We start from the raw sequence: 14,387 nt of genomic DNA on the forward strand, positions 1-14,387 counted from the left end.
TTACAGACCCGCCGGTCAGTTCCCAAATCCCGCCCGCTTGAGGGCATCGGCCATTGAGCCGTTCGCTTGACGACGTTCCTTCGGCCCCTTCCGCCCCTGCCCCTTCTTCCGCGGCTGCTGTGTCTTTGCCGCGGCGGGCTGCCCTGGCTCGTCGTCAAGCCTCAAGCTCAGCCCGATGCGGTTGCGCGCGACGTCGACGTCCATAACTTTCACCTTCACCACCTGCCCAGATCGCACCACCTCGTGCGGGTCGGAGACGAACTTGTGGCTCATGGCGGAGACGTGGACCAGGCCGTCCTGGTGCACGCCGACATCCACGAACGCGCCGAACGCCGCCACGTTGGTCACCGTGCCCTCCAGGATCATTCCGGGTATCAGGTCCTTGACCTCGTTGACGCCCTCCTTAAACGACGCGGTCTTGAACTCCGGGCGCGGGTCCCGGCCCGGTTTGTCCAGCTCGGCCAAGATGTCGGTGACGGTGGGCACGCCGAAGGTGTCGTCGGCGAAGTCCGCGGGCGAAAGTTTCGTCAGCACCGTCGTGTTACCGATCAGCTTCTCGGTGGCCAGGCCCGTCGTCGCCGCCACCTTCTCCACGACCGGGTACGCCTCAGGGTGCACCGCGGAGGCGTCCAGCGGGTTTGTCCCGCCCTGGATGCGCAAGAATCCCGCGGCCTGCTCGAACGCCTTCGGCCCGAGGCGCGGCACCTTGCCCAGCTCCTTGCGGGTGGTAAAGCGGCCGTGCTCGTCGCGGTAGGCCACGATGTTCTTCGCCACCGTGCCGGACAGGCCCGCGACGCGCTCGAGCAGCGGCACGGATGCCGTGTTCACGTCGACGCCGACGGAGTTCACCGCGTCCTCCACCACGGCGTCGAGGGTCTGCGCGAGCGCGGTCTGGTTCACGTCGTGCTGGTACTGCCCCACGCCGAGTGCCTTCGGGTCCACCTTCACCAGCTCCGCGAGCGGGTCCTGCAGCCGCCGGGCGATGGAGACCGCCGAGCGCAGCGAGACGTCCATGTCCGGGAACTCCTCCGCCGCGATGGGGCTTGCCGAGTACACCGACGCGCCGGACTCGCTGACCACCACCGGCGTCGGGCGCTTCCCGCCCGCCTGCGCGATGAGGTCCGCGACCTCCCCGGCGAGCTTCTCCGACTCGCGCGACGCCGTGCCGTTGCCCACCGCGATGAGCTCAACGCCGTGCTCCGCGGCGAGCGTGGCCAGCTCCGCCCGCGCCGCGTCCCACCTATTCTGCGGCTGGTGCGGGTAGACGATCGTGGTGGCCAGCACCTTGCCCGTCTCGTCCACCACCGCGCACTTCACGCCGTTGCGGTAGCCCGGGTCGAGCGCGAGCGTGGCACGCTGCCCGGCGGGTGCTGCGAGGAGCACGTCGCGCAGGTTCGTCTTGAACACCTCGAGCGCGCCAGCCTCCGCCTTCTCTTTGAGCCGCATGCGCGTATCAAGGTTCGCGGAGACCTGCAGCTTCGTACGCCAGCCCCAGCGCACCGCCTTGGCCAGCCACTCGGAATCCTTCACCGGCAGGCCGAAGCGCTCGGCGATCATCCCCTCGTACACGGCCTCCTCGCCCGGGTCCATGTCGAGCACGAGCACGCCCTCCGACTCGCCGCGCAGCAGCGCGAGGATGCGGTGGCTCGGCAGGGTGTCGAGGGGCTCCGAGAACTCGAAGTAGTCGGCATACTTCGCGCCCTCGGTTTCCTTGCCCTCGACCACGCCGGAGCGCATCGTGCCCTGCGCGTAGACCCGGTCGCGCACCTCGCCGACGAGGTCCGCGTCGGTGGCGAAGCGGTCGACAAGGATCGCACGCGCCCCGTCGAGCGCCGCCTTCGCGTCCGGGAAGCCCTCGGACAGGTAGGCCGCGGCGAGGGTCTCGGGGTCGGCCGAAGGATCGTCGATAAGCTGCTGCTCGAGCGCCTCGAGCCCCGCCTCGCGCGCGATGTCCGCCTTGGTCTTGCGTCGCTTCTTGTACGGCAGGTAGAGGTCCTCCACGCGCGCCTTCGTGTCGGCTGCGAGGATCTCGCGCTTGAGCTCGTCGGTGAGTTTGCCCTGCTCCTCGATGCTTTCCAGCACCGCTTTCTTACGCTCGGCGAGCTCGATGAGGTACGTGTTGCGCTCCTCGATGTGGCGCAGCTGCGCGTCGTCGAGGCCGCCCGTCGCCTCTTTGCGGTAGCGGGCGATGAAGGGGACGGTGTTGCCCTCGGCGAGCAGCTTGAGGGCGGCCTCGACCTGCCCCGGTTTGACGTTGATTTCGTTCGCGATGGTGTCTGCGATTGATGTCATTCGGGCGATACTACTGTGGTGCCGTACCACGGGGTGCCCTCGGGCAGGGCCGCGGCGACCGCCTGCGTCGCCTCCGCCAGCGGCAGCGCGGTGCGGCCCGTGACCGTCAGCCCGCGGACCTCCCCGGCGGGCGGGCGGCCGTGCTCGTACTCGTACTGCCGCTCGAGCATCGACGGCTCGAAGCAGTGCGCCGCGCGCGGCCCCTCGAGCTCGATGCTCGTCGTGCGGTACCCCGCCTGCTTGAGCGACTTTCGCATTCGCTTCTCGACGGCTCCGCTCCACCGCTTCCCGTCCACAATCACGTCCAGGCTGGTGGTGACGTCTCGGGCGTCGAGCGCGAACCGATCCTCGTCGCTGAGCTCCGCGCATTCGAGCAGGTCCGGGCGCACCGCTTTCGTGCGCTTGAGCGATTGCTCGCGGCGCCACGCCTGCACCTTCGCGTGGTCGCCGGATGTGAGCACCGCCGGGGCTTCCAGGCCGCGCCAGACCCGCGGCTTCGTGTAACTCGGGCCCTCGAGCAGGCCGTCGGAAAACGAGTCGTCCTCGTGGCTTTCCGTGTTGCCGAGCACGCCCGGGATGAGCCGCGTGACCGCCTCCGCGATGACGAGCACCGCCACCTCCCCGCCGATGAGCACGTAGTCCCCGATCGAGACCTCGCGCACCCGGTAGCGTTGCTTCGCGTCTTCCAACACGCGCTGGTCGATGCCCTCGTAGCGCCCGCACGCGAAGACGATGTGCTCCTCGCGCGACCACGCCCGCGCGTCCTCCTGCGTGAACGGCGTGCCTGCGGGTGTGGGCACGAGGAGCAGGGGAGCCGCCGGGTTCTCCCTTTCGCGGACATCCCCGCCCGAGTACGGCCGCGCTGCGACGTTGGCGACGTCGTCGTGGCGCGCCTTGTCGTTGCGGTGCGCGGCGGCGGAGTGGAGTTCGGCGCCGGTGCGGCCGGAGGCGACGCTGTCAAGCGCGGGCCCCCACACCTCAGGCTTCATCACCATGCCCGGCCCCCCGCCGAGCGGCGGCGCATCGACGGATTTGTGGTTGCCGGTGGCCCAGTCGCGCAGGTCGTGCACGCCGACCTCGAGGATCCCCTGCTCGATCGCCTTGCCCAGCAGCGCGTGGCGCAGCGGGTCGAGGTACTCGGGGAAGATCGTGATGACGTCCAAGCGCAGCTTAGACATCGAGCAGCCCCTCGGGCGGGGTGATCACGAGGGTGCCCGCGTCCAAGTCGAGGTCTGGCACGAAGTCCATAACGAACGGGACGAGCACCTCCTTGCCGCGGTAGTCGATCTCGAGGATCTTGCGGTTCGGCGCGTCCATCACGCCGGTGACCTCGCCGACCTCCTCGCCATCGTGGAACACCTTGAGGCCGATGAGCTCGTGGTTGTAGTACTCGTCCGAGTCATCGTCGCGCTCGAGCGGCTCGGCGACGAACTTCATCCCGCGCAGGCTGTCCGCGGCGGTGCGGTCCGGCACCTCCTCAAAGCTGACGAGGAGGCGTTGCTGGTGCGGGCGCACCGTCTTGACAGTCAGCTCCCGTTCCTTGCCCGCCTGGCGGCCTGTGAGCACCGCCCCGGCGACGATGTGCTCCTCCGACTCGTCCGCGAGCAACTCCACGGCGACTTCGCCTTTCACGCCGTGGGACTTGACCACACGGCCGATGTTGAGCTCCATGGGTGGCTACGGTAGCAGGCTGCTTCGGTGGCGGTTTGCGGTGGCGGCTCCCCACTCCCGGGCAAGACCAGGCCAACAACCGGGCCAACAACCCCCAGCGAGCGACAAAACCCCCGTGCCGCGTTAAGCGGAACGGGGGTGTCGCTGAGAAGCGAGGGGCGCTTAGTTCTCCTCGGCCGGAGCTTCCTCGGCAGCCTCGGCGGACTCGCCCTCGGCAGCTTCAGCCTCAGCGGCCTCAGCCTCAGCAGCGGCGGCAGCCTCGGCGGCCTCCTTCGCGGCGGCCTCGTCCTTCGCCTTCTGGCGCTTCTCGGTGATGGCCTCGGCGGTCGGGCCGTTCTTGGCCTCCTCGAGCGCCTGGTTGAACAGCTCGAGCTTGGACGGCTTCTCTTCCTTCACCTTGAGGGTGCCCTCGGCGCCCTCGAGGCCCTTGTACTTCTGCCAGTCGCCGGTCACCTTGAGCAGCGCGAGCACCGGCTCGGTCGGCTGCGCGCCGACACCCAGCCAGTACTGGGCGCGCTCGGAGTCGATGCGGATGAGCGACGGCTCTTCCTTCGGGTGGTAGATGCCGATGTTCTCGATGACGCGGCCATCGCGGCGGGTGCGAGCGTCGGCGACAACGACGCGGTACTGCGCGTTGCGGATCTTGCCGAGGCGCTGCAGCTTGATCTTTACAGCCATGGTGTACTTCCTTGTGGTCACTGGGCAGTGCAGGCACTCGTCGCGTATCGACGAGCCGGTTCAACCCTTCTTCTTTACCCTGCGCGTGACTGGCCGGCCGACCCGGTGCGGAAACCAGGGACGGGTCCGGCGCGTACGCAGTTATGGACTTGTCGTGCCAGCCGGGTGCTCCGCGCAACGATGGCGGACTCGCCCGCTTGACAGCTTGAGATACTGTACGCGCGAGCGCCCCCGAAACCAAAAACGGCCGCCGCCGGCGAGCCGCTCGGGCCAGGCTGTTCGGGCGCGCCCCGGCGAGGATGTATGGTCTTTAACGTTTGTGACGTTAGCGGACGAGGTTGGAAGACGGGGTAGGAACGATGGCAGCAGCCCCCCTAAGCCCCGCGCGCGGCTCCACCGCATACCGGGTCGACCTCGACGGTTTGCGCGGCTACGCCATCGCGCTTGTGGTGATCTTTCACGTCTTCGTCGGCCGCGTCTCCGGCGGCGTTGACGTGTTCCTCCTGCTCTCCGGCTACTTCTTCCTCGGCAGCCAGTTGCGCTACGCGCTGCGCCCGAACCCCAGCCTCAACCCGTGGTGGCCGCTGTGGCGCACCATCCGCAGGCTCGTGCCGGCGCTCGCGCTCGTGGTGGTCACGGTCGTGCTCCTCGTGCTCGGGTTCGCGCCTGAGCTCATGTCGACGGAGCTGTCGCGCCAGGTCACCGCGTCGATGCTCTACTACCAGAACTGGGAGCTCATCGCGCAGAACGCGGACTACGCCGCCGCCAGCCAGGACACCTCTCCCCTGCAACACCTGTGGTCCATGTCGGTGCAGGGGCAGTTCTACCTCGTCGCCATCCTCATGGGCACCGCCGTCGCGTTCGCGGTGTCCAAGCTCAACGCCGACCCGAAGCGCACGAAGCGCGTGGCCATCGGGGTGCTCGCCGCGATCACGGTGTGCTCGTTCGCCTGGGCGTCGCGCTTCGGGCTCGTGGGCACCGGGGAGAACTACTACTCCACCTTCTCGCGCGCCTGGGAACTCTCGCTCGGCGCGCTGCTCGCGTTCGTCCCGGCGGAGTGGCAGCTGCCGCAGTCCACGGCGTGGCTTACGGCGCTCACCGGCGTCGGCCTCATCACCGCCACCGGCTTCATCATCCCCACCTCGCTCGCGTTCCCGGGCCCACTCGCGCTCTTCCCGCTCATCGGCGCGGCGCTCGTGGTGCTCTCGGGCAACAGCAACGCCGTATCGACGGTGTTATCCTCCGGCCCGATGACGTGGCTCGGCAGCATCGCCTACCCGCTGTACCTGTGGCACTGGCCGTTGCTCATCCTGGTCACGGTCATCGGTGGCTTTAAAACCCCACCGGCGTGGCTCGGCGGCGCCGTGATCGCTCTCTCGATGGCGCTCGCGCACGTCACCCACACGTTCGTCGAGGACCCGCTGCGCCAGCACCGGCCGCGGCCGAAGGCCACGGATACCCCGGTGGCGGACGCGCGAGCGTCGCTACGCACCCTGCCCGGCGGGCTGCGCGCGGCCGGGGGCGCCCTCGCCGCGGCGCTGTTCGTGGTGGCGCTCGCGGTGCAGCCCTATTGGGACCACCGGGTGGATTCGGCCGAGAAGCCGCTCGACCCGGCGACGTACCCCGGGGCAATGGCGCTGCGCGGCGCCGCGGTCCCGGCGGTGGAGCCGGCGCCGAACCCGAACCTCATCGCGGGCGTGTTCCCGCCGATCGGCGAGGAAGGCTGCATGGTGTTCCTGCCCGAGGACGCCGACGCGATGCCGGGGCCGGACTGCGTCTACGGCGACGTGAACGCGCAGACCACGGTGGTGCTCGTCGGCGGCTCGCACATCGAACCGTTCGTCATCCCCCTCGACCAGCTGGGCAAGGAGCACCACTTCAAGGTCGCGTCCTTCGTGCGCCAGGAGTGCCCGCTCGTCGTCGGCGGCCCGGACGACCCAGCGAACGAGATCGTTTCCCCCGTGTGCGCCGAGTGGGGCGAAAACGCGCTTGCGGAGATCCAGGCGCTCAACCCAGCGATGATCGTCTCTACCTCCACCCGCCCCGCGGGCCACGCGGGCGAGGGCATCGCCTCGGCGGACTACGTGCCGGAGGCTTACGCGCGCCTGTGGGAGCGCCTCGCCGAGCTCAACGTGCCGTTCGTCGGCCTGCGCGACAACCCGTGGATGTTCAACCCCGACGGGGCCCCAATGGACCCGAACCTGTGCATCGTCGCGGGCTACACCGAGCGCGACTGCTCGATGCCTGCGGACGTCGTGTACGCCCCCGAGGACCCCGCCGCGTTCTTCCTCGACGGCAGCGCCGCCCAGTGGGAGATCGACACCGAGCCGTGGTACTGCATCGACGGCATCTGCCCGCCGCAAATCGGGAACGTCTACATCTACCGCGACCAGAACCACATTTCGAACGCCTACGCCGCCACCCTCGCCCCGCTGCTCTGGGAGCAGCTCGGGCCGATCTTTGGGGAGCTCTCGCTTCTCGACGAGCCTCCGGCCGCCCCCGCCCCCGCAGCCGACGCCTAGAAGAACTTCCCCTTCTGCATCCGCTTCATCGCCTCGTCGAAGTCGAGGTTGTTCAGGTCCATCCCCTGCATGCCGGCCGGCAGCTGCTCCTGGAGCTTCTCCAGCTCCTTGGGGTCCGGCATGCCGCCGGGCATGCCCGGGAAATTCGGCATCCCCGGCATCTTCGGCATCCCGCCGCCGCGCTTCGCCGGCTTGCGCTTACCGTTCTTGCCCTTGCGGCCCTTCGGCTTCTTCTTCGTGGCGCTGCGGCCCATCCCCGGCATGCCGGGCAGGCCGAACTGGCTGGCCATCTGCCCCATCATCTTCTTCGCCTCGAAGAACCGCTCCACGAGCTGGTTGACCTCGGCGACCGAGACGCCCGAGCCGTTGGCGATGCGCTTGCGGCGCGAGGCGTTGAGGATCTTCGGGTCCTGGCGCTCCTGCGGCGTCATGCCGCGGATGATGGCCTGGATGCGGTCGAGCTGCTTCTCGTCGACCATGTCGGCCATCTCGTTCATGGCCTTGCCGCCCGGCATCATCTTGAGCAGGTTGCCGATCGGCCCCATGCGTCGGATCATGAGCAGCTGGTCGAGGAAGTCCTCGAGCGTGAGCTCGCCGGATGCCAGCTTGTTTGCCGCAGCCTCCGCGTCCTGCTCGTTGTAGGTCTGTTCCGCCTGCTCAATGAGGGAGAGCAGGTCGCCCATGCCCAGGATGCGGCTGGCCATGCGGTCCGGGTGGAACACGTCAAAGTCGTCGAGCTTCTCACCCGTTGAGGCGAACAGGATCGGCTTGCCGGTCACCTCGCGGATGGACAGAGCGGCGCCGCCGCGGGCGTCGCCGTCGAGCTTCGTCAGCACCACGCCGGTGAAGTCGACGCCCTCGGCGAAGGCCTCCGCGGTCTTCACCGCGTCCTGGCCGATCATGGCGTCGATGACGAAGAGGACCTCGTCCGGGTTCACCGCGTCGCGGATGTTGCGCGCCTGCGTCATCAGCTCTTCGTCGATGCCGAGGCGGCCCGCGGTATCGATGATCATCACGTCGTTCTTGTGCTGCTTCGCGTACTCGATGCCCTGCTGCGCCACCGCGACCGGGTCGCCGTGGGAGGTACCCATCTCGTGCTCGAAGGAGTCGATCGAGGTACCGGGGTCCGGCGCGAACGTCGGCACGCCGGCGCGCTCGCCGACGATCTGCAGCTGCTGCACCGCGCCCGGGCGCTGCAGGTCGCACGCCACGAGCATCGGCGTGTGGCCCTGCTTGGCCAGGTGGTTCGCCAGCTTGCCGGCGAGCGTGGTCTTACCGGCACCCTGGAGGCCGGCGAGCATGATCACGGTCGGCGGGTTCTTCGCTAGGTTCAGCCGGCGCGTCTCGCCGCCGAGGATGTTGGTGAGCTCCTCGTCGACGATCTTGATCACCTGCTGCGCCGGGTTCAGCGCGGCGGAGACGTCGGCACCGAGCGCGCGCTCCTTGACGCGCTTGATAAACGCGCGGACAACCGGCAGCGACACGTCCGCCTCCAGCAGCGCGATACGGATCTCGCGCGCGGTGGCGTTGATGTCCTCTTCGGTGAGCTTGCCCTTGCCCCGCAGGCCACCAAGGGCGGATTGGAGGCGGTCGGACAGTGACTCGAACACGGTGTGCACTCCCTCTGTCGCTAAATGAGTTCGATACAGCCTAACGCGAGTGCCCACCTGTTCTCACATTCGACCTTGCCGTCGCCTGCGCCTCGGTCACCGTGATGCCGTGCACGCCGACCTCGTGGTGGTGCGGTTGTTATCCGAGGAGGGCGTCGACGAAGCTCTCCACCTCGAACGGCGCGAGATCGTCCGCACCCTCGCCGAGGCCCACGAGCTTGACAGGCACGCCGAGCTCCTCCTGCACCTGGAAGACGATGCCGCCCTTCGCGGTGCCGTCGAGCTTGGTCAGGACGACGCCGGTGATGTCCACGACGTCGCGGAACACGCGCGCCTGCGTGATGCCGTTCTGGCCGACCGTCGCGTCGAGGACGAGCAGCACCTCGTCGACGTGGCTCTTCTTCTCCACCACGCGCTTGACCTTGCCCAGCTGGTCCATGAGGTCCGTGGAGGTGTGCAGGCGGCCCGCGGTGTCGATGAGCACGACGTCCGCGCCCTCCTCCACGCCGGTGGCCACGGCGTCGAACGCGACGGACGCCGGGTCCGCGCCTTCCTTGCCGCGCACGGTGGAGGCGCCGACGCGCTTGCCCCAGGTCTCCAGCTGGTCAGCCGCGGCCGCGCGGAACGTGTCCGCCGCGCCGAGGACGACGGTGTGGCCCATGGAGACGAGCACGCGCGCGAGTTTGCCCGTCGTGGTGGTCTTGCCGGTGCCGTTGACGCCGGCGACGAGGATGACGGCAGGCTTGCCGTCGTTCGGCATCGCCTTAATCGAGCGGTCGAGGTCCGGGCGGGCGGCCTCGATGAGGGTCTCGCGCAGCATGGCGCGGGCCTGCTCCTCGGTTTCCACGCCGCGCTCGGCGATCTTTTGGCGCAGGTCGTCGGTGACCTTCATCGTCAGCTCAGCGCCGAGGTCGGCCATGATGAGGGTGTCCTCAATCTCCTCCCACGCGTCCTCGTCGAGGTCGCCCGCGGTGAGGATGCCGAGGAGCCCCTGGCCGATCGCGTTCTGGGAGCGCGACAGGCGCCCGCGCAGCTTGCCGATGCGCCCGGCGGCCGGCTCGATCTCGTCGAGCGGCTCGTCCGCGGGCGGCTCGACGACAACGGCCTCGTCCGAAACCGGCGCGCCGGTCTCGCGCGCCTCTTCGGCGCTTTCCGCCGCGGCGGCCGCGGCTGCCGCAGCCTCCTCCGCCTCGGCTTCCGCAGCGGTGGGCTCCGGCTCGAGCGGTTCGGGCTCCACTGCGGCCGGCGGTTCCGGCTCGGCGGGTTGCGCCTGTTCGGTCACCGCTTCCGTATCGACGACCTCTTCCGCCGCGGGCAGCTCCTCCTCCTGGGCGCGCAGCTCCTCGGCCACGGCCTCGTCGGCGGGTGCCGGGGCTGGCTCGGGCGCCTGGGTCGGCTCGGTGGGCTGGGCCACCTGCGGTTCGTCGTCACGCGAAATCGCCCGCTCGATCACGCTCTCTTCATGCTCCGCGGGCTGGGCGGGCTCGGCGAACGCCGCGGCAGCTGGCTTCGGCTGCTCGCGGCGGATCGGCTCGGGCTGCTTCGGCTGCGCGTCCGCCTGCGCGAAGTTGAAGCCGCCCTTCGCCTGGTAGTTGCCGGATTTCTCCTGCTGGGTGAGCTGCTTCGGCTCCTCGGGCTTTTCAAACGAGACGGTCTTCGACGCTTTGCGCTTGTTCCCGGCGACGACGATGCCGGCGATGATCAGCGCGATGACGATGACCGCAATGACAATCCATAGGACAGTGGTGTTCATGCGCTCCAGTGTGCCAGGCCAGCCGGTGTCACGCGGGCGCAGCCCCGGCCGGCTGCATGCGCTGGGAGAGCACGCGCGTCACGCCGTCGCCGCGCATGGTCACGCCGTAGAGCACGTTGGCCACGTCCATCGTCGGCTTCTGGTGGGTGATCACGATGAGCTGGGAATCCTGCCGCAGCTCCTCGAGGAGGGCGATGAGGCGCCGGAGGTTGACGTCGTCAAGGGCTGCCTCCACCTCGTCGAGCACGTAGAACGGGCTGGGGCGCGCGCGGAAGATGGCGACGAGGAAAGCGAGCGCGGTGAGCGACTTCTCGCCGCCCGAGAGCAGCGAGAGGCGCTTGACCCGCTTGCCGGGCGGGCGGGCCTCGATCTCGATGCCGGTGGTGAGCATGTCGTCGGGGTCGGTGAGCAGGAGCCGCGCCTCGCCGCCGGGGAAGAGCGTCTGGAACACGCGCGGGAACTCGGCCTCCACGTCCGCCCAGGCGTCGGTGAACAGCTGCAGAATCTGTGCGTCGACGTCTTCGATCACGCCGGCGAGGTCCTTGCGCGCCTGGATGACGTCGTCGAGCTGGGTGCTCAGGAACGTGTAGCGCTCCTCGAGCGCCTTGAACTCCTCGAGCGCGAGCGGGTTCACCTTGCCCAGCGCGCGCAGGTCCTTTTCCGCCTGCTTGAGCCGCTGTTCCTCCGCCGCGCGGTCGAAATCCTCGCCCGGGGTGTAGTCCGCGAGCAGGTCGCTCACCGCGATGCCGAGGGTGGCAGCGACGTTGGCCTCGGCTTCGTCGATACGCACCTGCGCCTGCGAGCGCGCGATGTCGGACTGGTGCGCGCTGTCGGTAAGCCGCGCGAGCTGCTGGCGGGTGGCGCTCACCTGCTGCCGGGCTTGCTGCAGCTGCCCCTGCAGGCTCGCCGCCTGCGCGGCGAGGTCGTCGCGCTCGGCGGTCGCGCGCTCGAGGGCGTCCGCGATGCGCGCGGAGAGGTCGCGGGCATGCTTCTCGACGGCCTCTGCCAGCTCCCCTTCCGCCCTCCGCCGCGCCATCGCCGCCTCGTGGCGCGCCTTCGCTTGCCGCTCCTGCTCAGCCTGGCGCCGCAGCGCGTCACCCTTGCCCGCCTCCGCGTCGGCGCGCTGCTGCGCCGTGCGGGACGCGAGCACCGCCTCCATCTCGAGCGACTTCGCCTGGTTCAGGGCCGCGCGAGCGGCGTCGCGCTCGGCCGAGGACGGCTCCTCCGGCGAGGCCGCCACGTCCGTGTCCACCCTGGTGAGGCGGTCGCGGGTCTCGTCGAGCTCCGCCCGGCGCTGGGCGAGGCGGGCGTCGGCTTCATTGGCGCGGGCGGCGGCGCGCTCGTGCTCCGACTTGTTCGCCTCCGCCTGCTTGGTCAGCCGAGCGAGGTCGCGCCGCCAGGATTCGAGCTCCGTGTCGTGCTCGCGCAGCGCCGCCTTCGCCGAGGCGGCGTTCACTCGGGCGTCGTCGGCCGCGGCGGTCGCGCCCTCGAGCGTGCCCGCCAGCTCATTGAGGCGCTGCTGCGCGTCGGCGAGCTCGGCGCGGGCGGCCTCGATGCGCGCGGCGACCTCCACCGTCGTCGCCTGCCCGGCGCCCGCCGCGGCCCAGCCCTCGCCGACGAGCACCCCGCCTGGGGTCACGGCCCGCAGCCGGGGGTCCTGCTCGATGACGGCGCGGGCGGCCTCCACGTCGGCGGCGAGCACGGTGTCCGCGAGCAGCCTGGTCACCGGCCCCACGATCGCACGATCGAGCCTTACGTGGTCGAGCAGCCAATCCGCCTGCACGTCCGTGTCCAGGCGCCAGCCCGAACCGCCGCGGGCATCCAGCACCACCGTGCGCGCCGCGGACTCGAGCGCCGCAAGGGTTTCCGGCGTGACCTCCCCGGCGAGCGCTTCCGCGTGCGGCCCGAGCGCGGCCGAGAGCGCCGCGCCCAACCCGTCCTCGGCGGCCACGAGCTGCGCGAGGGGTTCGAAGCCGTCGAGCAACTCCGCCGCCTCGGCGCGCGGGGCCTGCTCGGCGAGCGTGTCGATGCGCGACTGCAGCGTCGCCACCGCGCGCTCGTGCTCGCGCTGCGCCGCCCGCAGCTGGTCGAGGCGCTTGTCGGCGGCGTCCGACTCCGTGTGGGCGCGGGCGAACGCCTCGTCGAGCGGGGCTCGCTCCGCCTCGAAACCGGCGAGACGTTCCCGCACCGCGCCGACGTCGGCGTCCGCCTCCCGCGCGCGCTGGCGGGTCTCGCCCAGCGTTTCCTCGAACCGCCGGATCTCCTCCTCCGCTGCCTCGACGGCCTTAGCTTGCGATTCCTCCTGGGCGAGCAGGCGGACGACCCCCTCGCGCCGGTCCGCGATCGCGCGCACCTGCGCCATGTGCTCGCGCTCCGCGTCGTCGTACGCCACCTGCCGCTCCGCGACCTCTTCGCGCACCGACTCGAGCTGCTCGGCGGCCTCCTCGGCGGCCTCGAGGGCCTCGGCGTAGCGCTCGTCGGCAAGCCGGGCGCGCGCCTCGAGCTCCTCCGGGTCCTGCCCCGCGTACGGCACCTCGGCGCCGGCGTTGCGGGCGCGCTCCGAGGCGATGCGCTCGGTCGCGCTCGCCCGCTCGGCCAGGGTGGACAGCGTGAACCAGAGCTGCTGGGCCTCCTGCGCCCGCGGCTGGACCTCCTGCTGGCGGGCCTCGATGGCCTCCTGCGCCTCCACCGCCGTCTCTAGCGTCGCCGTGACGGTGTCCACCTGCTCGGCGAGGAGGTCCGCGGAACGTTTCGCGTCGTTAAGCTTCGCCCTGAGCTTGACCACCTGGTCGCCCGCGAGCCGCAGCTTCGCGTCGCGCAGCTCCGCCTGCACCGCGGCGCCGCGCTTCGCCGCCTCCGCCTGGCGGGCGAGCGGTTTGAGCTGCTTGCCCAGCTCCTGCGTGAGGTCTGTCAGGCGGTCGAGGTTGGCCTGCATGCCGGCGAGCTTGCGCTGCGCTCTCTCCTTGCGGCGACGGTGCTTGAGCACGCCCGCCGCCTCCTCGATGTAGGCGCGGCGCTCCTCGGGGCGCGAGTCCAGGATCTCGGAGAGCTTGCCCTGGCCAACGATGATGTGCATCTCGCGGCCGATGCCGGAATCCGAGAGCAGCTCCTGGATGTCCATCAGCCGCGCCTTCGAGCCGTTGATCTCGTACTCGGAAGCGCCGTCGCGGAACATGCGGCGGGTGATGGCCACATCGGTGTAGTCGATGGGCAGGCGCTTGTCGGTGTTGTCGAAGGTGAGCGTCACCTCCGCGCGCCCCAGCGGTTTGCGCCCGCCCGCGCCTGCGAAGATGACGTCCTCCATCTTCCCGCCGCGCAGGTTCTTCGCACCCTGCTCCCCCATCACCCACGCGAGCGCGTCCACGACGTTCGACTTGCCGGAACCGTTCGGCCCCACCACGGCGCAGATGCCGGGCTCGAACTTCATCGTCGTCGCCGACGCAAAGGACTTAAAGCCCTTGAGCGTCAACGATTTCAGGTGCATTTTGTGGATGTTACCGGCAGCGGGCTAGCGCGCCTGCATGACCACGAAGAAGCCCCAACCGTAACCATCGAGGTAGCTTTCTCATCGCTCCTCGAACCCTTCCGCGCCCTTCGGCTCGCCGTACTGCGCCTGCACGTGCTCGACGCTGCCGGGCCGGCCAGCCGTTGAAGGCTGCTCCTCTAAGAGCGTCCGCAGCTTCTCGACGTCACCTTCGGCCCCCTCCGCCACCACCTCGACGCGGCCGTCGGCGAGGTTCTTGGCGTAGCCGGAGAGCCCCAGCTCGAGGGCGCGGGAGCGGGTCCACCACCGGAACCCGACGCCTTGGACGTTGCCGCGCACGTGGGCGGTCATGCGTGTATCTGCCATGCCGCCCGAGC

9 protein-coding genes are annotated in these 14,387 nt (G+C 69.9%); 1 reads left to right on the forward strand and 8 read right to left on the reverse strand.

The annotated features are described in order from the left end of the window. Positions 1 to 15: 15 nt before the first annotated feature. The 4 genes from CJEDD_RS08010 to rpsP form a co-directional block, all read right to left on the reverse strand. The gene (locus CJEDD_RS08010) at positions 16 to 2,292 is read right to left on the reverse strand and encodes a Tex family protein (RefSeq protein ID WP_042405132.1); all 2,277 of its coding nucleotides are present in this window, start codon (positions 2,290 to 2,292) and stop codon (positions 16 to 18) included. Further along, positions 2,289 to 3,470 carry a tRNA (guanosine(37)-N1)-methyltransferase TrmD gene (trmD, locus tag CJEDD_RS08015; RefSeq protein WP_042405129.1) on the reverse strand — a complete coding sequence of 394 codons (1,182 nt, stop codon included), beginning with the start codon at positions 3,468 to 3,470 and terminating at the stop codon, positions 2,289 to 2,291. The genes CJEDD_RS08010 and trmD overlap by 4 nt, the downstream gene beginning before the upstream one ends. Then, positions 3,463 to 3,963 (reverse strand): ribosome maturation factor RimM, encoded by a 501-nt coding sequence (gene rimM / locus CJEDD_RS08020; RefSeq protein WP_042405127.1) that lies wholly within the window; start codon positions 3,961 to 3,963, stop codon positions 3,463 to 3,465. The genes trmD and rimM overlap by 8 nt, the downstream gene beginning before the upstream one ends. Before the next feature lie 162 nt (positions 3,964 to 4,125). Beyond that, on the reverse strand, positions 4,126 to 4,641 hold the full coding sequence (rpsP, locus tag CJEDD_RS08025) for a 30S ribosomal protein S16 (protein WP_042405125.1): 516 nt from the start codon (positions 4,639 to 4,641) through the stop codon (positions 4,126 to 4,128). Positions 4,642 to 5,000: 359 nt separating this feature from the next. On the opposite strand from rpsP, the gene CJEDD_RS08030 reads away from it, so the two are divergent. Beyond that, complete coding sequence (locus CJEDD_RS08030; RefSeq protein WP_042405123.1) at positions 5,001 to 7,163, forward strand: acyltransferase family protein; 2,163 nt, start codon at positions 5,001 to 5,003, stop codon at positions 7,161 to 7,163. Here CJEDD_RS08030 and ffh read toward each other — a convergent pair. The 4 genes from ffh to CJEDD_RS08050 all read right to left on the reverse strand — a co-directional run bounded on the left by ffh (position 7,160) and on the right by CJEDD_RS08050 (position 14,376). Next, positions 7,160 to 8,773 carry a signal recognition particle protein gene (gene ffh / locus CJEDD_RS08035; protein WP_042405163.1) on the reverse strand — a complete coding sequence of 538 codons (1,614 nt, stop codon included), beginning with the start codon at positions 8,771 to 8,773 and terminating at the stop codon, positions 7,160 to 7,162. The two genes, CJEDD_RS08030 and ffh, sit on opposite strands and share 4 nt — an antisense overlap. 139 nt (positions 8,774 to 8,912) lie before the next feature. After that, a complete protein-coding gene (gene ftsY, locus CJEDD_RS08040) occupies positions 8,913 to 10,526 on the reverse strand; it encodes a signal recognition particle-docking protein FtsY (RefSeq protein WP_042405121.1) in 1,614 nt (537 codons plus the stop codon). 28 nt (positions 10,527 to 10,554) lie between these two features. After that, positions 10,555 to 14,010: a chromosome segregation protein SMC gene (gene smc, locus CJEDD_RS08045; protein ID WP_042405119.1), complete on the reverse strand. Its 3,456-nt coding sequence runs from the start codon at positions 14,008 to 14,010 to the stop codon at positions 10,555 to 10,557. An 81-nt stretch (positions 14,011 to 14,091) separates the two neighbouring features. Next, positions 14,092 to 14,376 carry an acylphosphatase gene (locus tag CJEDD_RS08050; RefSeq protein WP_042405117.1) on the reverse strand — a complete coding sequence of 95 codons (285 nt, stop codon included), beginning with the start codon at positions 14,374 to 14,376 and terminating at the stop codon, positions 14,092 to 14,094. Between the last annotated feature and the right edge of the window lie 11 nt (positions 14,377 to 14,387).

This window comes from Corynebacterium jeddahense (genome assembly GCF_028609865.1).
Taxonomy (GTDB): Bacteria; Actinomycetota; Actinomycetes; order Mycobacteriales; family Mycobacteriaceae; genus Corynebacterium; species Corynebacterium jeddahense.